Annotated in this window: 17 protein-coding genes and 2 pseudogenes; 8 read left to right on the top strand and 11 right to left on the bottom strand. The window is 56.8% G+C overall.

The window, feature by feature from the left end:
• Positions 1-8 precede the first annotated feature (8 nt).
• Positions 9-1673 (bottom strand): energy-dependent translational throttle protein EttA, encoded by a 1665-nt coding sequence (ettA, locus tag AC1ME2_RS17415; protein ID WP_480435534.1) that lies wholly within the window; start codon positions 1671-1673, stop codon positions 9-11.
• A gap of 374 nt (positions 1674-2047) precedes the next feature.
• On the opposite strand from ettA, the gene AC1ME2_RS17410 reads away from it, so the two are divergent.
• Both AC1ME2_RS17410 and glyA read left to right on the top strand, forming a co-directional pair.
• On the top strand, positions 2048-5923 hold the full coding sequence (locus AC1ME2_RS17410) for a sensor domain-containing protein (RefSeq protein ID WP_480435533.1): 3876 nt from the start codon (positions 2048-2050) through the stop codon (positions 5921-5923).
• A gap of 124 nt (positions 5924-6047) precedes the next feature.
• Complete coding sequence (gene glyA / locus AC1ME2_RS17405; RefSeq protein ID WP_480435532.1) at positions 6048-7301, top strand: serine hydroxymethyltransferase; 1254 nt, start codon at positions 6048-6050, stop codon at positions 7299-7301.
• Between the two features lie 182 nt (positions 7302-7483).
• Here glyA and yjiA read toward each other — a convergent pair whose 3' ends face one another.
• The 3 genes from yjiA to AC1ME2_RS17390 all read right to left on the bottom strand — a co-directional run bounded on the left by yjiA (position 7484) and on the right by AC1ME2_RS17390 (position 10869).
• Positions 7484-8470, bottom strand: coding sequence for a GTPase (yjiA, locus tag AC1ME2_RS17400; protein WP_480435531.1), 987 nt, complete (start codon positions 8468-8470; stop codon positions 7484-7486).
• A gap of 104 nt (positions 8471-8574) precedes the next feature.
• The gene (locus AC1ME2_RS17395; RefSeq protein WP_480435530.1) at positions 8575-8772 is read right to left on the bottom strand and encodes a YbdD/YjiX family protein; all 198 of its coding nucleotides are present in this window, start codon (positions 8770-8772) and stop codon (positions 8575-8577) included.
• 27 nt (positions 8773-8799) lie between these two features.
• On the bottom strand, positions 8800-10869 hold the full coding sequence (locus AC1ME2_RS17390; protein ID WP_480435529.1) for a carbon starvation CstA family protein: 2070 nt from the start codon (positions 10867-10869) through the stop codon (positions 8800-8802).
• 204 nt (positions 10870-11073) lie between these two features.
• Between AC1ME2_RS17390 and AC1ME2_RS17385 the strand changes: the two genes are divergently transcribed.
• Positions 11074-11442, top strand: coding sequence for a PilZ domain-containing protein (locus AC1ME2_RS17385; RefSeq protein ID WP_480435528.1), 369 nt, complete (start codon positions 11074-11076; stop codon positions 11440-11442).
• Position 11443: 1 nt separating this feature from the next.
• Here AC1ME2_RS17385 and AC1ME2_RS17380 read toward each other — a convergent pair whose 3' ends face one another.
• Positions 11444-12163 (bottom strand): methyl-accepting chemotaxis protein, encoded by a 720-nt coding sequence (locus tag AC1ME2_RS17380; protein ID WP_480442184.1) that lies wholly within the window; start codon positions 12161-12163, stop codon positions 11444-11446.
• A gap of 141 nt (positions 12164-12304) precedes the next feature.
• Positions 12305-13369 (bottom strand): annotated as a pseudogene (locus tag AC1ME2_RS17375) (methyl-accepting chemotaxis protein); the annotation flags it as partial.
• Between the two features lie 449 nt (positions 13370-13818).
• Here AC1ME2_RS17375 and AC1ME2_RS17370 point away from each other — a divergent pair.
• Complete coding sequence (locus tag AC1ME2_RS17370; protein ID WP_480435527.1) at positions 13819-14142, top strand: helix-turn-helix domain-containing protein; 324 nt, start codon at positions 13819-13821, stop codon at positions 14140-14142.
• Positions 14143-14320: 178 nt separating this feature from the next.
• Here AC1ME2_RS17370 and AC1ME2_RS17365 read toward each other — a convergent pair.
• Positions 14321-14736 (bottom strand): annotated as a pseudogene (locus tag AC1ME2_RS17365) (helix-turn-helix domain-containing protein); the annotation flags it as partial.
• Positions 14737-15023: 287 nt separating this feature from the next.
• Here AC1ME2_RS17365 and AC1ME2_RS17360 point away from each other — a divergent pair.
• Positions 15024-17354: a TonB-dependent receptor gene (locus tag AC1ME2_RS17360; protein WP_480435525.1), complete on the top strand. Its 2331-nt coding sequence runs from the start codon at positions 15024-15026 to the stop codon at positions 17352-17354.
• A gap of 144 nt (positions 17355-17498) precedes the next feature.
• Here the strand turns inward: AC1ME2_RS17360 and radA are convergent, their stop codons facing one another.
• Entirely contained in the window at positions 17499-18866 is a 1368-nt protein-coding gene (radA, locus tag AC1ME2_RS17355; RefSeq protein ID WP_480435524.1) for a DNA repair protein RadA, read from the bottom strand.
• 196 nt (positions 18867-19062) lie between these two features.
• Here radA and mscL point away from each other — a divergent pair, with 196 nt between their 5' ends.
• On the top strand, positions 19063-19512 hold the full coding sequence (gene mscL / locus AC1ME2_RS17350) for a large-conductance mechanosensitive channel protein MscL (RefSeq protein WP_480435523.1): 450 nt from the start codon (positions 19063-19065) through the stop codon (positions 19510-19512).
• Between the two features lie 98 nt (positions 19513-19610).
• Here the strand turns inward: mscL and AC1ME2_RS17345 are convergent, their stop codons facing one another.
• Positions 19611-20387 carry a ferredoxin--NADP reductase gene (locus AC1ME2_RS17345; RefSeq protein ID WP_480435522.1) on the bottom strand — a complete coding sequence of 259 codons (777 nt, stop codon included), beginning with the start codon at positions 20385-20387 and terminating at the stop codon, positions 19611-19613.
• A gap of 388 nt (positions 20388-20775) precedes the next feature.
• Here AC1ME2_RS17345 and AC1ME2_RS17340 point away from each other — a divergent pair, with 388 nt between their 5' ends.
• Positions 20776-21243, top strand: a complete 468-nt coding sequence (locus AC1ME2_RS17340; RefSeq protein WP_480435521.1) for a LuxR C-terminal-related transcriptional regulator — start codon at positions 20776-20778, stop codon at positions 21241-21243.
• A 130-nt stretch (positions 21244-21373) separates the two neighbouring features.
• Entirely contained in the window at positions 21374-22498 is a 1125-nt protein-coding gene (locus tag AC1ME2_RS17335; RefSeq protein ID WP_480435519.1) for a methyltransferase, read from the top strand.
• An 88-nt stretch (positions 22499-22586) separates the two neighbouring features.
• Here the strand turns inward: AC1ME2_RS17335 and AC1ME2_RS17330 are convergent, their stop codons facing one another.
• Together AC1ME2_RS17330 and cydB are read right to left on the bottom strand one after the other, a co-directional pair.
• Positions 22587-22754: a DUF2474 domain-containing protein gene (locus tag AC1ME2_RS17330; protein ID WP_480435518.1), complete on the bottom strand. Its 168-nt coding sequence runs from the start codon at positions 22752-22754 to the stop codon at positions 22587-22589.
• A gap of 16 nt (positions 22755-22770) precedes the next feature.
• Positions 22771-23778: a cytochrome d ubiquinol oxidase subunit II gene (cydB, locus tag AC1ME2_RS17325; protein ID WP_480435517.1), complete on the bottom strand. Its 1008-nt coding sequence runs from the start codon at positions 23776-23778 to the stop codon at positions 22771-22773.

Genomic DNA, 23778 nt, shown 5'->3' with positions numbered 1-23778 from the left:
TTTTTTCATCACGCCAGTTTCTTGTGACGAACCCGGTGCGGCTGGGCAGATGCTTCGCCGAGGCGTTTTTTGCGGTCGGCTTCGTACTCGGTGTAGTTACCTTCAAAGAACACGGCTTGCGAGTCATCTTCGTACGCGAGGATGTGCGTCGCTACCCGGTCCAGGAACCACCGATCGTGAGAGATCACAATCGCGGCGCCCGGGAAGTCGAGCAAGGCTTCTTCCAGCGAACGCAGGGTTTCCACGTCGAGGTCGTTTGACGGTTCGTCGAGCAGCAGCACGTTGGCGCCCTCTTTGAGCGTCAATGCCAGGTGCAAGCGACCCCGTTCACCACCGGAGAGGTCCTTGACGAACTTCTGCTGATCGCCCCCTTTGAAGTTGAAACGCCCCACATACGTGCGCGATGGAATCTCATAGTTGCCGATGCGGATCACATCGGAACCATCAGAAACTGCCTGGAACACCGATTTGCTGCCGTCCAGGTCGTCGCGGCTCTGATCCACGCAAGCCAGTTGTACGGTTTCACCGACTTCAATAGTGCCGGAGTCCGGTTGTTCCTTGCCCATCAGCATGCGGAACAAGGTCGACTTACCGGCACCGTTACCACCGATTACGCCGACGATCGCGCCTTTAGGCATGGAGAATGACAAGTTGTCGATCAGTACGCGATCGCCGTAACCCTTGGAAACGTTCTTGAATTCGATGACCTTGTCGCCCAAACGCGGGCCGGCCGGGATGTAGATTTCGTTGGTCTCGCTGCGCTTCTGAAATTCCTGCGATTGCATTTCTTCAAAGCGTTGCAGACGAGCCTTGGATTTCGATTGACGCGCCTTGGCACCTTTACGAACCCATTCCAGCTCGTCTTTCATGGCCTTTTCATGGGCCGTCTGCTGCTTGGATTCCTGGGCCAGACGATCGGACTTGGCTTCAAGCCAGCCCGAATAGTTGCCCTCGTACGGAATGCCCGCGCCGCGGTCGAGTTCGAGAATCCAGCCGGCGACGTTATCCAGGAAGTACCGGTCGTGCGTGATCGCAACCACAGTGCCTGGGAAGTCGTGGAGGAAATGCTCCAGCCAGGCGACGGAATCGGCGTCCAGGTGGTTAGTCGGTTCGTCGAGCAGTAGCATGTCAGGGGCCGACAGCAGCAACCGGCACAAGGCCACACGACGCTTTTCACCACCGGACAGGACCTCGATCTTCGCATCCCAGGCAGGCAGACGCAGCGCATCGGCGGCGACTTCCAGTTGGCGCTCAAGGTTGTGACCGTCGCTGGCCTGCAGGATCGACTCAAGCTTGGCCTGTTCAGCGGCCAGCTTGTCGAAGTCAGCATCCGGCTCGGCGTATTCTGCATACACCTGATCAAGGCGCGCCTGCGCATTCTTGATCACACTGACCGCTTCCTCGACCACTTCACGCACGGTCTTGGTCGGGTCCAGCTGTGGCTCTTGCGGCAGATAACCGATGTTGAGTTCCGGCATTGGCCGAGCTTCACCGTCGAACTCGGGATCAACACCCGCCATGATTTTCAACAGTGTCGACTTACCCGAACCGTTCAAGCCAAGCACGCCGATTTTGGCGCCAGGGAAAAACGACAGGGAGATATTTTTGAGAATTTCCCGCTTCGGCGGCACAACTTTGCTCAGCCGATGCATGGTGAAGACGTATTGAGCCATGGAAAGAAAACCTGGTGACTGTGACTGTGGTGAAGCGCGAGCTTAGAGCACGCCTCGAAAATAGCGGTTCAATTTTATTTATCTCTGGCGCTTGCCGCCAGAGGGATTGAATGAAATAGCGCCAACCGGATATCGATTGCCGACATCGCGTTGGCTGGACTGGATCACTGCTTGCATGCAGTGAAATCACTGTCGTTAAACTGGCTAAACCGCATATCAAGCAAAGCTACCCGAATGCTCCCTCAAGGGCAAACCATCCAACCCAAGAGGTATAGCACTTAGCCACACTTCAAGGCATGCTATCCGCCCTTCGGGCGTCCGGCTTATAGTGCATTTCGCATTCGCTGCTTCAGCTCTGTTTTCAGGATTAAAGCTTGTCCACATCACTGCCCCCGTCTTCTCTGCGCACCTTTATAGGCGCACCCACTCTGCATTTGCGTGGCTCACTGAAAGGTGTGCTGGCGGCCTTGGTTCTGCTGATGCTGGCGCTGCTGTTCTGGCAACTGATAGATCAATTCCAGCAAACCCAAGAACGCCAGCGCCAGCGTAGCGTCGATTACAGCGCTCTACTGGCCGACCGTCTGAGCCTGAACATGGCGCTCAGTGCGCAGGTTGCGCTCAACGTGCTGGATGATGCAAAGGCGCAATCCCAAACCGCCAAAGAACAGGCATTGATATTGGACACACTTCACCAGGCCATGCCGTCACTGCGCAGCGCGGTCTGGTTAAATGCTTCAGGCGAAGTGGTTAAAGACAGTGCTCTTAGCGATACAGGCCCCTCCAGCGACGCATCCGTCCTCGCGCAATTGATGCAGCGCGGCAAAGCACGGCCTTATTACTTCGGCAACGCGCCGGATGGCTCACAGATTTATTTGTTGATCCGTCAGCCTGGCGAAACGCCAACAGGTTATTGGGTCCTGCGTCTGGCGCCCGAGGTGCTGAGCACGCTCACTCGTCAGATAACTCGGGACTTCCAGCCCATGTGGCTGCTGGAAAACAGCGTCACCCAAACGGTAATCCATCGCGATGCTACTGGCATGGAAACCCCCGGCGACCTCGGCAGCCCGAAAGTCGCTGGCCATGATGATATCCAGAATGTTTTGCTGTCACCGCTGACCAATAGCGACTGGCAATTACGAGGTCTGTTCGATGCGAGCAAGTCGCGTCAGGAGTTGTTGCCGACACTGATCGGCAAATGCCTGATCGGGCTGTTGTGCTCACTGCTGGCACTGCTGGCCCTCACCTGCCTGCGCCGACGCCAACGACAAGTGTTTGAAAGCAAACGCCGCTATCAGGACATTTTCGACGGCGCTGGCGTCGCACTCTGCGTTCTGGACCTGTCAGGGCTGCCAGACTATCTGGACAAGTTGCAGGTACACAGCGCCGATGACCTGGACCGGGTACTGGAGAACCAACCGCAACTGCGTCAAGAACTGCATCAGCAGTTGCGCATTACCGAAGTCAATCAAGTCGCGCTTGACCTGCTGAGCGTCGAGTCTGGCGCGCAGGCATGGGGGCAACTGATCGACGGCTGCCCACGCACCCAGCAAGGGATCGGCCTGCAACTGATACGCGCCGTACTCACTAAGCAGAGTCAGCTCGAACTGGAGATCCGCCTGGCCAATCTGCCAGGCGAAGATCAATACCTGTGGCTGGTGATGCGCCTGCCGGAACCCGCCGACTACACGGCCGTGATCCTCAGCATCAACGACATCAGCCGCCGTAAGCGAGTCGAACTGTCGTTGGTCGAACGCGAAGGTTTCTGGTCCGATGTGGTGCACACCGTACCGGATCATTTGTACGTGCAGGATGTCATTAGCCAGCAAATGATTTACAGCAACCACCATCTTGGGGAGACGCTGGGCTATAGCAAGGCCGAACTGCATCAGATGGGCGAGTACTTCTGGGAGCTCCTGCTGCACCCGGACGATGCCGAACGCTATCAGGACATGCGCCAGGCACAGCGCCAGACCGGGCATGCAGGGTTACTGCAATGCCTGTTACGCTTTCGCGATTGCAATAATCGCTGGCGGCGTTTCGATATCCGCGAGCAAGCGTTGGCACGTGACAAAAACGACCTTGTGACGCGCATCATCGGCGTGGCGAAGGACGTCACCGAGCAGCTCGAAGCCAGTGAGTCCCTGCGCGACAGTGAGCAGCGCTACCGGATGCTCGCTGAAAGCATCAGCGATGTGATTTTTTCCACCAACAGCGCACTGAAACCCAACTACGTCAGCCCGTCGGCGCAGACCGTGCTGGGCTACAGCGCCGAATGGATCCTTAAGAACGGTTGGCAATCAACCATCGCCAACCCTCAGCAATTGGTCGGGATGAATGCGTTACTCGAGCGCGTCGCCATGGCCTTGGGCAAACCCGACGAGTTGGCGAAACTGCGCGCAGAGCTGCCGACCCGGCTATTCCTGTTCGATTGCCTGCGAGCCGACGGACACAAGATCCCGATCGAACTGCGTCTGGTCCTGGTGTGGGATGAGCACGGGACATTCGAAGGCATCCTGGGTGTCGGGCGAGACATCAGTCAGCAACGTCGCGCCGAGAAAGACCTGCGCATGGCCGCCACGGTATTCGAGCACTCTACGTCGGCGATTCTGATCACTGACCCGGCCGGCTATATCGTGCAGGCCAACGATGCATTCAGCCGCGTCAGCGGTTATGACGTGTCACAAGTACTTGATCAACTGCCCACCATGCTGACCGTCGATGATCAGCAGGAAGCGCACTTGGGTTACATCCTCAAGCAACTGCACCAACGCGGCACCTGGGAAGGCGAGATCTGGCTCAAGCGTCGCAGTGGCGAGCATTACCCGGCGTGGGTCGGCATCACCGCAGTGCTCGACGACGAAGGTGATCTTGCCAGCTACGTGTGCTTTTTCAGTGACATCAGCGAGCGCAAGGCCAGTGAGCAACGCATCCATCGGTTGGCCTATTACGACGCCTTGACGCACCTGCCCAACCGCACCCTGTTCCAGGACCGTCTGCATACAGCGCTTCAGCAGGCCGAGCGCCAGCAGGCATGGGTGGTGCTGATGTTCCTCGACCTGGACCGCTTCAAGCCGATCAACGACTCCCTCGGCCACGCAGCCGGCGACCGCATGCTCAAAGACATGGCCACACGCCTGTTGGGTTGCGTCGACAACGACGACACCGTGGCGCGCATGGGCGGTGATGAGTTCACCCTGCTGTTGCAACCGGGTGCCACCCGGCAGATCGCCCTGAACCGTGCGATCCATGTTGCTGAACAGATTCTCGGCAGCCTGGTGATACCCTTCGTGCTCGAAGGCCGCGAGTTTTTCGTCACCGCCAGTATCGGCATCGCCCTCAGCCCGCAGGACGGCAACGAGCTGAGCCAACTGATGAAAAACGCCGATACAGCCATGTACCACGCCAAAGAATGCGGCAAAAACAACTTCCAGTTCTATCAAGCCGACATGAACGCTAGCGCCCTCGAGCGCCTGGAGCTGGAAAGCGATTTGCGTCACGCCCTAGAGCAAAAAGAGTTCACGCTGTATTACCAACCGCAGTTCAGCGGCGACGGTAAGCGCTTGACAGGTGCCGAAGCCCTGCTGCGCTGGAACCACCCACGACGCGGCCTGGTGCCGCCGAACGACTTCATCCCTGTGCTTGAAGAACTCGGGCTGGTGGTCGAGGTCGGGGATTGGGTACTGATCGAAGCCTGTCGCCAGCTCAAGAGCTGGCAAGAGGCCAAGGTCCGTATACCGAAAGTATCAGTCAACATTTCCGCACGGCAGTTCTCCGACGGCCAGTTGGGCACGCGCATTGCCAATATTCTCAAAGACATCGGCCTGCCGCCGACATGCCTCGAACTGGAATTGACCGAAAGCATCCTGATGCGTGAAGTCAACGAAGCCATGCTTATTCTGGACGGCCTCAAGCGCCTGGGCCTGAGCATCGCGATAGATGACTTTGGTACGGGCTACTCGTCGCTGAATTACCTCAAGCAGTTCCCCATTGATGTGCTGAAAATCGACCGCACGTTCGTTGACGGCCTGCCGTCGGGTGAACAAGACGCACAGATCGCTCGCGCCATCATCGCCATGGCCCACAGCCTCAACCTGTCGGTCATCGCCGAGGGCGTGGAGACCCATGAACAGCTTGAGTTTTTGAGGGAACATGGTTGCGACGAAGTTCAGGGCTACCTGTTCGGTCGCCCGATGCCGCCCAATCGCTTCGAAGCGCAATTCGCCAACGACGCATTGTTCATGCTTGATTGATGGCGGCGGCGGTGATCCACGTGAAAACCACTTGTCCCCGACATGACTGCCTTTCATATGCCAGATAAAACCCGATGGGTTAGAATGCGCTCCTTTCCTACTGCCCCGATCCTTGAGGACCGCCATGTTCAGCCGTGATTTGACTCTCGCCAAGTATGACTCCGATCTCTTTGCAGCCATGGAGCAAGAAGCTCAGCGCCAAGAAGAGCACATCGAGCTGATCGCTTCGGAAAACTACACCAGCCCCGCCGTCATGGAAGCTCAGGGCTCGGTCCTGACCAACAAGTACGCCGAAGGTTATCCAGGCAAGCGTTACTACGGCGGCTGCGAATTCGTCGACGTGGTTGAGCAACTGGCTATTGATCGCGCTAAAGAGCTGTTCGGCGCCGACTACGCCAACGTCCAGCCCCATGCAGGTTCCCAAGCCAACAGCGCGGTCTACCTGGCCTTGCTGCAAGCGGGCGACACCATTCTGGGCATGAGCCTGGCTCACGGTGGTCACCTGACCCACGGCGCCAGCGTCAGTTCGTCCGGCAAGCTGTACAACGCCGTGCAGTATGGCATCGACGGCAACGGCCTGATTGACTACGACGAAGTCGAGCGTCTGGCGGTTGAACACAAGCCGAAAATGATCGTGGCGGGGTTCTCCGCGTACTCGCAAATCCTGGACTTCCCGCGCTTCCGCGAAATCGCGGACAAAGTCGGCGCTTACCTGTTCGTCGACATGGCTCACGTGGCCGGTCTGGTGGCTGCAGGCGTGTACCCGAACCCGATTCCATTTGCTGACGTGGTCACCACCACCACGCACAAAACCCTGCGCGGCCCACGTGGCGGCCTGATTCTGGCCAAAGCCAACGCCGAGATCGAGAAGAAGCTGAACTCGGCTGTCTTCCCAGGCTCCCAGGGCGGTCCGCTGGAACACGTGATCGCGGCCAAGGCAGTCTGCTTCAAAGAAGCCTTGCAGCCTGAGTTCAAGACTTACCAGCAACAAGTGGTCAAGAACGCCAAGGCCATGGCGGGCGTGTTCATCGAGCGCGGCTTCGACGTGGTATCCGGCGGTACTGAAAACCACCTGTTCCTGCTGTCGCTGATCAAGCAGGACATCTCCGGCAAAGACGCTGACGCCGCTCTTGGTCGCGCGTTCATCACCGTGAACAAGAACTCGGTGCCGAACGACCCACGCTCCCCGTTCGTGACCTCCGGCCTGCGCTTCGGCACCCCAGCCGTGACCACGCGTGGCTTCAAAGAAGCTGAGTGCAAAGAACTCGCTGGCTGGATCTGCGACATCCTGGCTGACCTGAACAACGATGCTGTGATCGACAGCGTTCGTGAAAAAGTCAAAACCATCTGCGCCAAACTGCCGGTATACGGCGCTTAATCAGCCCCGTTATTGGTTGTACAAAAAGCCCGGTTCTTTAGCCGGGCTTTTTGTTGTCTGTCTGAATCACCGCACTGCCTCATTCGCAGGCAAGCCTGCTCCCACCATGGATCGCACATTTTCTGTGGGAGCGAATTTATTCGCGAATGGCCTCACGCGGAGTAACTGACACTCCGCAGCTTTTAATCCATTTCAACCCGCGCAAACCCCGCCCTGATTTTCTCTTCCGGTAAATCATCGGCGATGAACACGATCACGCTTTCGCGTTTTTCGCCTTCGGCCCAGTCCGTGTCCCAGTCAAACCCGTAGAGCTTGAGCACGCCCTGGAACACCATGCGTCGGGGTTCGTTGGCGATGTTGAGTACACCTTTGTAGCGCAGCAGTTGTTTACCGTGATCTTCCAGCAGTTCGTTCATGAACTCGCTGAGCTTGTCGATATCCAGCGGTTTGTCGGTGCGCAGTACTAGGCTGGTGATGCGGTCAATGCTGCCTGCGCTGCTCACCGGTTTCAGCGGGCGCAGCGTCATACTGCCACCCACGTCGGCGTTGAGGTTGAAGCCACGCACGTCCAGCAGTTCGGCCAAGTCGATCTTGCCGTGTTCAACCACTCGGATCGGAGCGCGACGGTTGATCCGGGTCAGCCGTTCGCTCAGGGCCTCGAAAGCAGCGTCATCCACCAAATCGCGTTTGCTCACCAGTAAGCGATCGGCGAAACCGATCTGCGCCTGGGCGATGGTCTGGGTCAGATGCTGATCGGCATGGGCCGCGTCCACCAGGGTGATGATGCCGTCGAGGAGGTAGCGCTCGCGCAGCTCTTCATCAATGAAAAAGGTTTGCGCCACGGGCGCCGGATCGGCCAACCCAGTGCATTCGATCACCAGGCGGTCGAAGGCGATCTCGCCGCTGTCGAGCCGTTCAAGCAGCAGATACAGCGCTTTGGTTAAATCGGTGTGGATAGTGCAGCACACGCAGCCGTTGGACAGGGTCATGACCTGCACGGGCTCGGTGCCGAGCAATTGGGTGTCGATCCCGGCATCGCTGAATTCGTTCTCGATGACGGCGATTTTCAGACCGTGTTCGGCCTTGAGCAGATGACGCAGCAACGTGGTCTTGCCCGCGCCGAGAAAGCCACTGAGGACAGTGACCGGAATGGGTTGCGAAACAGTCATGCGGACTCCTGCTTTTAAGTGCGCTTCATAGCCAGATCCCAGAAACGAAAACGCGCCACGACTGGCGTGGCGCGCGGGGTCAAATACGACAGTCCATCACGGGTTCAGCAGCACTTCGGGCCACCTTTGCCGCCGTAACGAGCCTCTTGGCGTTCACGAAAGAACGCTTCGTAGGTCATCACCGGCTTGTCCGGATGCTTGGCCTGCATATGCTCGACGTAATTGTCATAGTCAGGCATGCCCACCATCAGGCGCGCAGCCTGACCGAGGTATTTCCCAAGGCGACTCAAGTCATTGAACATAGCCAGCTCCTCCGTTGAAGCACAGGCTCATCGTGCATCTGTCAGCGCCTGGAATGGCGCTTCTTTGTCCGTACGCCCTTTGCTACCCCAAGCGGCGACACCAACTTTGACCGCATAGAACATGATGCTGAACACCACGAGCAGGAACAGCGCAGTCAACCCGGCGTTGGTGTAGGCGTTGAAGATCACATGCTGCATCTGATCGATGCTATTGGCGGGGGCCAATACCTGACCCGCGTCCAATGCTGTGCGGTACTTGGTCGCCAGCGCCAGAAAGCCGACCGCCGGGCTCGGGTCGAACAGCTTGATGTAGCCGGCCGTGGTGGTGCAGATCAACAGCCACACTGCAGGCAGCAGGGTGACCCAGATGTAGCGTTGGCGTTTCATTTTGATCAATACGACGGTCGCGAGCATGAGCGCGATACCCGCCAGCATCTGGTTGGAGATGCCGAACAGCGGCCACAAGGTATTGATCCCGCCCAATGGGTCGATCACGCCTTGATACAGCAGGTAACCCCACATCGCCACGCAGCCAGCCGTTGCGATCAGGTTGGCAGGCCACGAATCCGTGCGTTTAAGCGATGGCACAAAGGTGCCGAGCAAATCCTGGAGCATGAACCGACCGGCGCGGGTCCCCGCATCCACGGCCGTGAGGATGAACAGCGCCTCGAACAGAATCGCGAAGTGGTACCAGAACGCCATGGTGTCTTTGCCCGGCAGCACCTGGTGCAGGATCTGCGCGATACCGACCGCCAGGGTCGGCGCACCGCCGGCACGGGCCAGCACGGTGGTTTCACCGATGTCTTTAGCCACCGCGATCAGCGCATCAGGAGTGATAGCGAAGCCCCAACTGCTGACGGTTTGCGCAACCGTGACTGCGTCGCTGCCGACAATCGCCGCCGGGCTGTTCATCGCAAAGTACACGCCTGGATCGATCACCGAAGCCGCCACCATGGCCATGATCGCCACGAAGGACTCCATGAGCATCGCGCCGTAGCCGATGTAACGGGAGTTAGCTTCACTGTCGAGCAGTTTCGGCGTAGTACCCGACGCGATCAACGCGTGGAACCCAGACACCGCGCCGCAAGCGATAGTGATGAACAGGAAGGGGAACAGGGCGCCTTTCCAGACCGGGCCGGTGCCGTCGGTGAACTGAGTCAGCGCCGGCATTTTCAGCTCAGGCGCAATGATCAGGATGCCGATCGCCAAGGCGAGGATCGTGCCGATTTTCAGGAAGGTTGACAGATAATCCCGTGGCGCCAGCAGCAGCCAGACCGGCAATACCGCCGCGACGAAGCCATAGCCGACCAGCATCCAGGTAATTTGTACGCCCGTGAAGGTGAAGGCTTTGGCCCAGACCGGATCCGCAGCGATCTGCCCGCCGGTCCAGATCGAGGCCAGCAGCAGAATCACACCGACCAGCGAGATCTCGCCAATGCGACCCGGGCGGATGTAGCGCATATAAACGCCCATGAACATCGCAATCGGGATCGTCGCCAACACCGTGAACATACCCCACGGGCTACCCGCCAGGGCCTTGACCACGATCAACGCCAACACCGCGAGGATGATGATCATGATCAGGAAGCAACCAAACAGCGCAATGGAGCCGGGCACCTGGCCCATTTCCTCGCGCACCATCTCGCCCAGGGAGCGACCGTTGCGCCGCGTGGACAGGAACAGAATCATGAAATCCTGCACCGCACCGGCAAACACCACACCGGCAATCAGCCAGAGCGTACCGGGCAGGTAACCCATTTGCGCCGCCAGCACGGGACCGACCAGAGGACCGGCGCCAGCGATGGCCGCAAAGTGGTGACCGAAAAGAATATGTTTGTTGGTCGGCACATAGTCCAGACCATCGTTATTGACGACCGCAGGGGTGGCGCGGTTGGGGTCCAGCTGCATCACTTTAGTGGCAATGAACAGGCTGTAATAGCGGTAGGCAACCAGATAAATCGCGATAGACGCGACCACGATCCAGAGTGCGTTGATGGCTTCACCGCGACGTAAAGCCACGACGCCCAAGGCAAACGCCCCGACAACTGCGAGGATCAGCCAAGGCACGTGACGCAGCAGGCTAGTAGTGTTTTTCATTTTTTTATTTTCCAGCGAATGAACTAGAAGAACAGACCTCCGAGTTTAGACCCAACAGCGCGAAAGGCCACCCCCCCACTATGGCCTGGCGCAGGGTTTCGTCGACGAAACACTAATAACAAGCCGCAATAAACTCAGGAACACAGTGCCAGCAGGTACAGCTCGATTTATGACGCTATAGTCAGCGCATCAAAGGGAGAAACCATGACCGAATCCAACGCAGAACGCCGACGCTTCAAACGCATCGCTTTCGACGCCAAAACCGAACTCAGCCAAGGCCCGAACCGCTGGCCGGTGCGGCTGCTTGACCTGTCCCTCAAAGGACTGCTCATCCAACGCCCTACCCCCTGGCTCGGCGACCCGAACCACCCTTTCGCCGTCGACATTCACCTGAGCGAAGAAGTCGATGTGCGCATGGACATACAACTGACCCACGACGACAACCAACAGCTAGGGTTTGTTTGCTTGCACATCGGGCTGGAGTCGATCAGCCACCTGCGCCGCTTGATCGAACTGAACCTGGGGGACATGGAGGAGTTGGACAGGGAAATAAAGGCATTGGTTGAGGGTTGAGTCAGGAGACAGTGCGAAAATGGCTGACCATGACCTGCAGCTCGTTGCCCAAGCGTGCCAGTTCGACGCTTGAGGCTGCCGTTTCCTCGCTGGCGCTCGCAGTTTGCTCGGAGATGTCGCGCACGTTGAGTACGCTGCGATTGATCTCCTCGGCCACGGCACTCTGCTCCTCGGCGGCGGCAGCAATTTGCTGGTTCATCGACTGGATAGTCGACACTGTGCGCGTGATACTTTCCAGTGATGTGACGGCGCGACGGGTCAATTCGACGCTGCTATCCGTGAGGATACGGCTGCTTTCCATTACGGTAGACACTTCCTGTGTACCGCTTTGCAGGCTAGTGATCAGCGCTTCGATTTCTTCGGTGGATTTCTGAGTGCGCTGAGCCAGGCTTCGGACTTCGTCGGCAACTACAGCGAAACCCCGTCCGGCCTCTCCCGCTCGCGCGGCTTCAATGGCGGCGTTGAGCGCCAACAGATTGGTTTGTTGAGCCACGGCCTTGATCACATCGAGTACGCCGCCGATTTTTTCGCTTTCGTCCTTCAGATGGCTCATGGCTTTGTTGGAGTTGCCGACCTCGACGGCCAACAGTTCGATTTGACCTATAGCCTCGCCAATAATTTTTTCACCTGCTCGCGCCTCTTTATCAGCGGCGGCGGCAGCATTTGAGGCTTCTTCAGCGTTACGTGCCACTTCTTGTACGGTGGCGGTCATTTCGTTCATGGCGGTCGCGACTTGATCGGTTTCGACTCTTTGGCTGTTAACTCCTGCACTGGTCTGCTCGGTGACGGCAGACAACTCTTCCGCCGCACTGGCAATCTGGGTGACACCCCTGCTGATGCCTCCGATCAGCTCGCGCAAACTCACCGTCATACCCTGCATGCTGCGCTGTAACTGGCCAAGCTCGTCACGCCGCTCGGTCTTGATGTCGTGACTAAGATCACCCGCAGCGATGCGTTCTGCGGCTTTCAGGGTTTCCAGCAGCGGATGGACTATCTGTGCCGTGATGACCCATGCCGCAAGGATGCCCAGGGCCAACGCCAGCAGCGTGCTGATCACCAGTAATTGGCGAGCACTTTGAGCCTCGCTGTCGCGCGCCTGGCTCTGGCTGTCTATGAGTTTCTGGCTAAGCGCTTCTATACTGACGCCCGAAGTAGCCATCTGATCGAGCGTTTCCAGGCTGGTGTGTACTTGCGCAGCGTAGTTCTGCACATCCTTGCGGTACTGTTGCAGCACGTGTTCCGCTTGCGTCAGGCGGCCTTGTTCTCGAGGCGCAGCCGCGTCGCGGACCTTGATTAGTTCGGCTGTGACCTGATCAATAGCCGCCAGGGTTCCTTGCTCTTTGCTCGGATCATTGGTGTAGATGAAGCTGTACACCACTATGCGGGCCTGCTGGATATGCACGGCGAGCTGGCTGATGGCCTGAAACTGGCTCAGGCGCATAGGGTCATTTTGCCCTTCAACCGCCGGGGCATTAACGAGGTCACGGGTGGTTTCATTTAGCGCCTCGGTGATTTCCGTAGCACTCTGCACTAATCTAGCGAGCGCTGCTTCACGGTCTTTAAAGGTTCGCTCAAGCGTGCTGAACCGGGTCCGGTAGTCCTCGACGATATGGCCTTGCTCCTCGATAAGTTGCAGGTCCACAGGATTACTCATCACGCCGTTCAGAGACTGCTGATTGTCCCAGATACGTTCCAGCACGCCTGACACTGCGGCGCTGTTTTGTTCGTTGCGCTCAGCCTGATAGCGCAAGCGATTAGCCCGCAAATCTTTAGTCAGAGCGCTTAGGTTAGAAATGGCGCTGATCTTGTTGCTGCGTTCGACCATGTTATTGGCGCCGTGCCAGCCGGTCAGCGCGATCAACAAGGTCAGTAGCACCAACAGGCCGAAACCCAAGGCGAGCTTGGCCTTTACACTGATATGACTCATGGCCTGACTAAAGCGTCGGAACATTGTATTTCCTTAAAGTACTGCGAACTTGCAGCCATGGGCCGTATTTAGCTAAGTACGTCCAATATGGGTATACCCAAGTGGAACTGCAGGGTATGTGTGAGCAGACTTTAGTCTGCTAGTCAGGTCCGCCAAAAAATGCTCATACACCTATTCCATCTTGGAGAAACCACAAGAGAAACCGGCGAAGGAACTGCTGAGTAACAACATCAGCAAGAAACGGACGGTGCCGATTCTTGGCTGAAAAGCGGCCTTGAATCGATTCAGCATTCAATTTTAAGGTCGGATATTGCTGGTTTAACAGAAAATCAGCTTACACAAAATCTCGTATACCCCCGTTTAGGGATTCTCTGAACAAGTCCTAAAATGAGTATTGCTCGGCGATATCGTTTCGCCATTATAATGGCGTCATTATTTTATCGCAAGGCATGGCGTCGATAAGACTGGGCATTCGATTAAAACGCGAGCGCGAAGCATGTGGCCTGACCCAGAGCGCCATGGCTGCCATTGGTGGCGTACAACCCCATGCGCAAGGGCGCTATGAAAACGGAACGAGGTTTCCGAGGGCAGATTACCTGAGTCGATTGTCTGCCACGGCTATCGATGTGCTGTTCGTCGTGACGGGTAGACGAACGCCGTATACGGTTGTTCAACTTTCTGCTGATGAATATGCACTTATTAAGTTTTTACGGACTGCGGACTTAGGCGATAAACACACCATAGAACATATTAACCGTGACCTTGCGAAATAAGAGTCATGACTCATTTAAGTTTCACATGTTTTTGGTGTTATTGGCTGGGTCGCTCCTGGCTTTGCTGTGGGCTATGGCCGCCCCCGATCTTCTGGGAAAAGAGGGCCTTATTTCAGACCTTCCTTAAGCTTGCTCGCCCCGGCGCCATAAGTAACACCTTGCGAAATCAATAGGCAGGGCGTATCAGGTGCGGTTTTATGTCGTTGGCGGCCCATATACGCTGGACGCTGGCCGGTGAAATACCGGCGACTCGCGCCACGCTTCGACAACTCCAGCGAGGTTGACCGATACGCGGTTGAACCCTTGCTCAATGACTCGCTTCAACGCTTCGGCCGGCAAGGATGGCTTGCGACCTCGTCCGGGCAGATCCACCAGACCTTGCAGACGCAGCTCTTGAAAACGCTTGCATCAGCGTGTGACTGAAACAACGGCGAGACCGGTCAACTGGGCAATCTCGTTACGAGAACAACCTCGTGCGGCCAGCAAAATCACCTGCGCCCGACGACCGTCGCGCTGACTGATCGTGGCTGATCTTATGCGCCGACTCAGTCCAGTTTGTTCGTCTTCACTGAGCACGATGTCCTGAGAATTCATGTGATCACTCCAAGCACTGACTGACCATAGAAACATAGCTCAGGTTAGAAGCTTATTTCGGAGACAGGACACTAGTAACTTAAGAGCAATACACTAATCGACACCTACGAAAGTCTTAATTTGTGTATTCAAAGGTCGTGGTTTTTCAATAAGGCGTTGACGCAGTTAATGCGCCAGGATTATACCGTTTCAAAATCCAATAAAGCCTCGCTTTTTTTACATGCTTGCACCCAAGACTGGGGTCTATGAGCGTTGATAATTTGAGCAAATGAATATGCAGGGCAGACATGTACCAGACCTTCAAGCGCGCTCTCCTCTGCTCTGCCTGCATTTGCGCATCGGTGGCGGTGCACGCGCAAGAAACGGAGCTTGCGCCGATTCAAGTCATTGGTAGTTCCCCTGTAGCCGGCGATGCGATCGATCGGGACAAAGTTTCGACAGATACGCAATCGATGATTTCTGATGATTTCGACCGCAATAAATCAGCTTCAGTGCTGGATACGCTGTCTCAGCAGACGCCAGGCATGGTGATCTCCGATGTGCAGGGCAACCCGTTTTCGCAGGATATCAACCTACGTGGCTTCACTGCTTCTCCCGTGCAAGGAACACCACAGGGACTGGCCGTTTATCTCAATGGCGTCCGGGTCAACGAAGCGTTTGGCGATACCGTCAATTTTGATCTGGTGCCAACAGTGGCCATCGACCACGCCGACGTGTGGACCAGCAATCCGATCTTCGGACTTAACGCCCTCGGCGGGGCGATCAATCTGGAACTGAAAAACGGGTTCACCTATGACGGCGTGGAAGCGGAAGTCACGGGAGGATCATTCGGAAGAATCGGCAACTCTCTCCAATACGGCGCTCAAAAAGACAACTGGGCTTTCTACACATCCGGTGAAGAAATCCATGAAGACGGCTGGCGTGATCATTCTGCGTCTACCATCAAGCGGTTCTACACCGACCTTGGGTACAAAGACGACAACAGTGAGTTCCATCTGAGTCTCTCGGGCGCAGCGAATACGCTCGGTGTTATTGGCCCTACACCCGTCGAAGAGTTGTCCCGAAAATATTCCAGCGTCTACACGTTCCCCCAAACAACAGACAACAATATGTTGATGGTCGGCCTTAACGGCAAGGTATCGATCAATGACAACTGGGCGGTGCAAAGCAATCTCTATGTGCGTCATTTCGACCAGGAACATGTCGATGGCAACACCTCTAATGTGACGGCCTGTGCGGCGAATTCAACGCTGTTGTGCCTTGGCACTGCGATTACGCAGAACGCGTCGACCGGAGCGAATCTATCATCAAGCTTGCTGCCTAGCACCGGATTGAACCAAGGGATCGCCGGATCAATAGACCGGACTCACGTCAACTCCAACACCGTCGGCGGCTCTCTTCAGACCACTTATGATGGATTGTTCCTCGACCTGAACAATCATTTCGTGGCAGGCGGCAGCATCGATTATTCCAGCCTGTCGTTTTCTGGAAGCAATGAGCTCGGTACAATACCGGACACGACGATAGATCCTTACGTAGTCGGTACCGGAATCACTTACGAGACAACCGACGGATTGATTCAACCGGTCAGGCTGAGCGCGAAGAACACCTATCAGGGGCTATTTGCTTCCGATACGCTCGATATGACAGATCGTTTGTCGGCAACTGTCGGCGCACGACTGAATATCGCGCAGATCAATTTGAAAGACTCGCTGGGAACCTCCCCCGGGCTCAACGGCGACCATCACTACGCACGCTTGAACCCCCTCACCGGTCTCACGTACAAGCTGACTCCAGACCTGACGGTCTACGGCGGTTACTCGGAAGCCAACCGTGCCCCCACTCCGCTTGAACTTGGCTGTGCAGATCCGGCGAAACCCTGCCTGCTCGAAGGCTTTCTGGTGTCAGACCCGAGCCTGAAGCAAGTTGTCTCAAAAACATACGAGGCGGGTCTTCGTGGGCACAGCACAGTGGCCACCGATGCGACGATTGACTGGAAGCTCGGCGCATTTCGTACTAACAACACTGATGACATCGTCAGCCAGCCAAGCAGTTTGGTCCCAGGCTATGGCTACTATCTGAATGCGGGCAAAACCCGTCGGCAGGGTGTCGATGCCTACTTCCAGTACCGAACCACCGACTGGTCGGCCTACACAACGCTGGCCTATGTCGATGCAACCTACCAATCCAAACTAACCCTGACGTCGGCCAATAACCCTGATGCCGATGCAAACGGCAATATTTTTGTCACCCCTGGCAACAAGATCCCTGGTATTTCGCCCCTACAGTTGAAGTTGGGCGGTGACTATAAAATGATGTCTGCATGGACCCTGGGCGGGGACATGATCGCCAACAGCGGCCAGTATTATGCTGGCGACGATTCAAACCAAAATGCCAAGTTGGGCGGGTATACGGTTTTCAATGTCCACAGCGCCTACCAGATTACGGAAAACATCAGACTGTTCGCCAAACTTGAAAACGCCCTTAATCGACAATATGCCACCTATGGTGGATTCGCCTCCGTTGGCGACATCCCCTCGCTTGGGCTATCAAACCCCCAATCAACCACCCCAGCAGCGCCTCGCGCGATGTACGCCGGTTTCAACGTCAAGTTCTGAGGCCCTCAAAAACGGGTAGCCCTGTTTAGAGTGCTCACTGCGAAGAGGTCATTGCAACGTAGCTTTAGCAAAGCACCCCATGCCACTGGTTATGGGGTGCGTATTTCGAGGCCAGGGTCCGCTCTGCATCACACCGCGAGCAGACTATTCGAACAACGCATCCAGCGCCTGCTCTAAACGACTCACGGCAATGATCTGCAACCCAGGCGGCGCTTCTTTGGGGGCGTTGCCTTTGGGGACGATGGCGCGTTTGAAGCCGTGTTTGGCGGCTTCTTTCAGGCGTTCCTGACCGCTGGGCACCGGGCGGACTTCGCCGGACAGGCCGACTTCGCCGAACACCAGTAGGTCGTGGGGCAGCGGGCGGTTGCGCAGGCTGGACATGACGGCAGCCATCAAGGCGAGGTCGGAGGCGGTTTCCAGTACTTTCACGCCGCCAACCACGTTGAGGAATACGTCCTGGTCATGGGTAGGAATCCCGCCGTGGCGATGCAGGACGGCCAGCAGCATTGCCAGACGATTCTGATCCAGACCAAGCGTGACACGACGCGGATTGGCCAGATGACTGTCGTCGACCAATGCCTGAACTTCCACCAGCATTGGCCGGGTACCTTCCCAGGTCGCCATGACGACACTGCCGGGTACTTCTTCTTCGGCGCGGGTCAGAAAAATCGCCGAAGGGTTGGAGACTTCTTTCAAGCCCTTGTCGGTCATGCCGAACACGCCCAGTTCATTGACCGCGCCGAAACGGTTTTTCACTGCGCGCAACAAACGCAGGCGTCCGTCGGATTCACCTTCGAAATACAGCACGGTGTCGACCATGTGCTCGAGCACACGTGGGCCGGCCAGTGAGCCTTCTTTGGTGACATGCCCGACCAGGAAAATCGCCGTACCGCTCTGTTTCGCGTAACGCACCAGCAACGCCGCACTTTCGCGCACTTGCGATACGCCGCCCGGTGCCGATTGCAGTTGCTCGGTAAAGATGGTCTGGATCGAGTCGATCACCATGACCTTGGGCTGCTCGATACGGGCCGTGGCGATGATGGTTTCGATGCAGGTTTCAGTCATGACCCGCAGCTTGTCCTGAGGCAAACCCAAGCGCCGGGCGCGCATGGCGACCTGTTGCTGCGACTCTTCACCGGTGACGTAAAGCGCAGGCATGCGCTCGGCGATGGCGCACAGGGTTTGCAGGAGAATGGTGGATTTGCCAATGCCAGGGTCACCGCCGATCAGTACCACTGACCCATCGACCAGGCCACCGCCCAACACACGATCAAGCTCGGCGGAGTTGGTGGAGAAGCGAGGGACTTCCTGGACGCTGACTTCAGCCAGGGTCCTGATTTGTGCTTGCTGCCCGGTCCAGCCAGAGCGACCGCTCGGAGGGGTTGCGGCACCGCTTTCCAGGATGGTTTCGACCAGGGTGTTCCAGGCGCCACATTCGCCGCACTGACCCGCCCATTTTGGAAAAGTCGCACCGCACTCGGTACAGCCGAACATGCGCTTAGCCTTGGCCATAACCACCCCAGTCTTAAAAGGGGGCAATCATAACGCAGGTTTGCGCGCGTGCGAGTCAGTGCAGACCTGCCTGCGTTTTTATCTGGCCGATAAAACTAATCAGGCCAATTTCGGTCGATTACCAGGTCGCAAGGCGCGATGCGTAGAGCTGAATTACACTGCGTTTGCCCCACTCATCTGTCACAAGGAATAACTTATGAGCGTATTGAGCGAGTTCAAGGCTTTTGCCGTCAAAGGCAACGTGGTCGACATGGCTGTCGGGATCATCATTGGCGCGGCCTTCGGAAGAATCGTTTCGTCATTCGTCGGCGATGTTGTCATGCCACCGATTGGGTTGTTGATCGGCGGGGTGGACTTCAGCGATCTGGCGGTCACCCTCCGACCTGCCGACGGCGCTCTGCCGGCGGTAGTCGTGTCTTACGGTAAATTTATCCAGTCGATTATCGACTTTGTGATCGTGGCCTTTGCCATTTTCATGGGCGTCAAGGCACTCAACCGCCTCAAACGTGAAGAAGCCGTTGCACCAACGCTACCGGCCGCTCCGAGCCCGGAAGAAGTGCTGTTGAGCGAGATTCGTGACTTGTTGAAAGTACAGAATGGTAGACCGCTGGAGAGTGTGACTGCCGATCCAACTCAACTGGGTTGATTGGACGCAAACGCCTACAGGTCTTGTGCCTGGCACAGACTCTGTGGGAGCAACGTTGACCGCGAAGGGTTCAACGCCATCCGCTAGGCACACGGCCCCTACCAGTAATTTTCCACTGCGACCTGACCTGGCCGACGGCTGAGGCTTAGGTGCATGTCGCGCTGTTTGAGCATCTGGCGGGTGTCGTCGATCATTTGTGGGTTACCACACAGCATGACGCGTGAGTGTTCCGGCGTCATTTCCAGTCCGGCAGCCTGTTCGAGTTCGCCACCGTCAATAAGCTGAGTGATGCGCCCGTTCAATGCACCGGGACGTTGCTCGCGGGTCACGGTCGGCAAAAATAGTAACTTGCCGGCATAGTCGGCCAGGTAATCGCGCTCGGTCAGGCCAGCGATCAGTTGCTGATAGGCCAACTCGCGGGTTTCACGCACGCTGTAGACCAGAATGATGCGCTCGAACTTCTCCCACACCTCGAAGTCCTGCAGGATCGACAGGAACGGCGCAATACCGGTGCCGGTGGATAACATCCATAAGTCACGCCCGTCGACGAAGCGGTCCAGGGTCAAAAAGCCGAACGCCTGCCGGTCAATCAGCAGCGTGTCGCCTTCACGCAAGCGACTCAGTTCGCTGGTGAACTCACCGTCCGGCACCACGATGGAAAAGAACTCGAGAAAGTCATCATGAGGCGACGACACCATCGAGTACGCCCGCCAAACAATGCTGCCATCGGCCTTGGTCACGCCCAGACGTGCAAACTGACCCGCGTGAAAGCGAAAGCCTGGGTCGCGGGTGGTGCGCAAAGTAAACAGGTTCGGGGTCAATGGCGTGACCTCGAGCAATGTCTGGCGGGTGAACTTTTCTGCGCTGGCAGTCATGGGCGCTCCGGGCTCCTGTAACAAGAAAGAGGGACGTCCAGTGTCCCGCAAAGCGGCGTACATAAACACTGCCGGTTTGTAGTGACATTTTTAGAGACAAATAAATCACTCATATTAAGAAAGCACTCTAACAACAAAAACGCATAACTAGCCGTCGCACAATTTCGATTTGGACTAAACAGACTCGATAATATTTATGAAATTTTCGATAGCCCCTGATAAACCGGCGTTCTTATGGAAAAACAGACAAATAGAAAAACTCCCTTTCGATTAGTGTTAAAAAAAACGAAACACTCATATGAATATTTTTTTACCACTTACCCCGTCATTTTCAGGCAAGTTCTCCGTACACTCAGAGGCAAGCTATGGCGAGTAGGGAAGCTCTAATATGGACAGCTGGAACCCAGAGCAAATACAGACATTAATGTCCACTCTGGAAGAGACGGTTTGGGAACATGCCTTTTCCTACCGGCTAAGGCAGGACCGGGTCCAACCCGCCCACGACCTTTGTGGTGTCGCAAATAAGCTGGCACTGGCACAGTGCCGTGAAGCTACTTCGTTGGCAGAGTATTACGAAAAAGTCGAGCAGACGTTGTGGCTGTGCAATCTGCTCCATACCTTCATGGCAAGCCGGTTGTTAACCACACTCCCTGACGTCATAAGCCCCCCTCTGTCGATCAGGGAAACTGAAGTGCTCAAATGGTCTGCCAAAGGCAAAACCGCAGAGGACATCAGTACCATCCTGAAGCTGAAAAAACGCACCATTAATTTTCATATCGCCAACGCGATCAAAAAAATGGGCGCGGCCAACAAAACCTCAGCCGTGGTGCAGGCTGTCTTGAGCGGCATCCTCTGAGTGTTTTTATAGCGGCACGGAAAACCAACACATGCCGAGGTGCAAAAGCACGTAAAATCGACGGCTTCTGCGAGTGTCATGACATCAGAGACTTGCGCAATGAACGCCGCAACCCAGAGTTTCCCTGCCTATGCCCCTGCTCAACAGCCCTTTCGCTCAGCTCGACCTCATCCGCCAGCCTGACCAACAGAACGCGCCGTTGCAGGCGTTTGACGCCGCCGATGAATACCTGCTCAGTCATGTGGCAGAGCATGGCCTGACACCCGATAGCCGCGTACTGGTGCTCAACGACAGCTTTGGCGCGCTCGCGGCCAGCCTGGCTAGCCACGTGAATGTCGTCAGTAGCAATGACTCCTTTCTGGCCATGCAAGCACTGGAGAAGAACCTGGTACGCAACGGCCAGCCGTTCGACGCCGTGCCCATGATTCCGGCCAGTGATACGTTCACCGGTCCGTTCGATTGGGTGCTGATCCGTGTACCGAAAACCCTGGCCTTGCTCGAAGAGCAGCTGATTCGCTTACAGGGCCAACTGGCACCCGGCGCGCAGGTGATAGCCGCTGCGATGATCAAGCATCTACCGCGCGCAGCGGGCGATTTGCTGGAGCAATACATCGGGCCGGTGCAGGCGTCATTGGCGGTAAAAAAAGCGCGTCTGCTGTTCGCCACCCCGCACATCAAAGGTGTGCAGCCTTCGCCCTACCCGACCCGTTACACACTCGACGACCCTGTCATCGAACTGGTGAATCACGCCAATGTGTTCTGCCGCGAAGGGCTGGATATCGGCACTCGGGCGTTTCTGCCGCACCTGCCGAAAAATCTAGGCTCGGCACGCGTAGCGGACCTGGGCTGCGGTAATGGAGTGCTGGCCATTGCCAGCGCGCTGGCCAATCCGCAAGCGCACTACACACTGGTGGATGAGTCGTTCATGGCGGTGCAGTCGGCCATGGAGAACTGGCGGACGGCACTGGGTGAGCGCGAGGTCGTTGTGCGTGCGGGCGACGGGTTGGCCGGTCAGGAAGCCGACTCGCTGGACATGGTGCTGTGCAATCCTCCCTTTCATCAGCAACAGGTGGTCGGCGACTTCCTCGCCTGGCGCATGTTCCAGCAAGCGCGTGATGCGCTGGTGGTGGGCGGCGCGCTGTACATCGTCGGCAACCGCCACCTGGGTTATCACAGCAAACTGGCACGACTGTTTCGTGGCGTAGAGCAAGTGGCTACAACCCCGAAATTCGTGGTGCTTAAAGCGCGCAAGTAAAGGCACCGTCGCGATGGCGGTGTGTCAGGCAAACCGCGTCAAGCTGATCGCGGGCAAGCGCGCTCCTACAAGGAACTTGCGCGAGCCCTCAGTGCGTCGTCAACCCTGCCGCATTCATGAACAGCCGCATACCGTAGGCGACAATCCCCAGGGCTGTCACGCTGCCAACGTATATCGCAACCAACCAGGCTACGCGCTGCCAGACCGGCTTTTTCAGGGCAGGGTCCGGCTCATGGGAAGAGTCTTTGGCTGACATTGTCACGCCCTCCTCGCTAGTGATAACCGTCTTCATGGGTCACCTTGCCGCGGAATACGTAGTAGCTCCAGAAGGTGTAACCCAGGATGAACGGGATGATGAACAGCGTGCCCACCAGCATGAAGCCCTGACTTTGCGGCGGCGCGGCTGCGTCCCAGATGGAGATCGAGGGCGGCACGATATGCGGCCACAGGCTGATGCCCAGACCGCTGTAGCCGAGGAAGATCAGCACCAGCGTCAGCAGGAACGGCGTGTAGTGAGCATTGCGGGCTACGGCACGCAGCAGACCGTACAGGGTCACCAACACCAGAACCGGCACTGGCAGAAACCAGAACAGGTTCGGCAGGCTGAACCAGCGGGTGGCGATTTCAGGGTGGGTCAGTGGCGTCCAGATACTGACGACACCGGTCACTGCCAACACAACCAAGGCCAATGGCCGCGCCAGATCGTGCATCTGCTTTTGCAGCTTGCCTTCGGTCTTCATGATCAGCCAGGTGCAACCCAGCAACGCGTAAGCGATCACCAACGCTACACCACAGAACAGGGTGAACGGCGTCAGCCAATCCAGCGACCCTCCGGCAAACTGCCGATTGACCACGGGAATACCATCAATGAACGCCCCCAGCGCCACGCCCTGAAAGAAGGTCGCCGTCAAAGAGCCGCCGATGAACGCCTTGTCCCACAAGTGACGCTTGTCATCTTTGGCCTTGAAGCGGAATTCGAACGCCACACCGCGAAAAATAAGGCCGATCAACATCAGGATCAGCGGCAGGTACAGTGCCGACAACACCACCGAGTAGGCCAGCGGGAAGGCACCGAACAGCGCCGCGCCCCCCAGTACCAGCCAGGTTTCGTTACCGTCCCAAACGGGGGCCACGGTGTTCATCATTACGTCACGATCGGCGTCGTCCTTGATGAAGGGGAAAAGAATCCCGATCCCCAGGTCGAAGCCGTCCATCACCACATACATCATGATGCCGAAAATGATGATCACAGCCCAAATCAGCGGAAGATCAATACCCAT

Source organism: Pseudomonas sp. ASL9, from assembly GCF_056680335.1.
This window is presented reverse-complemented; position numbering and strand designations above follow the sequence as displayed.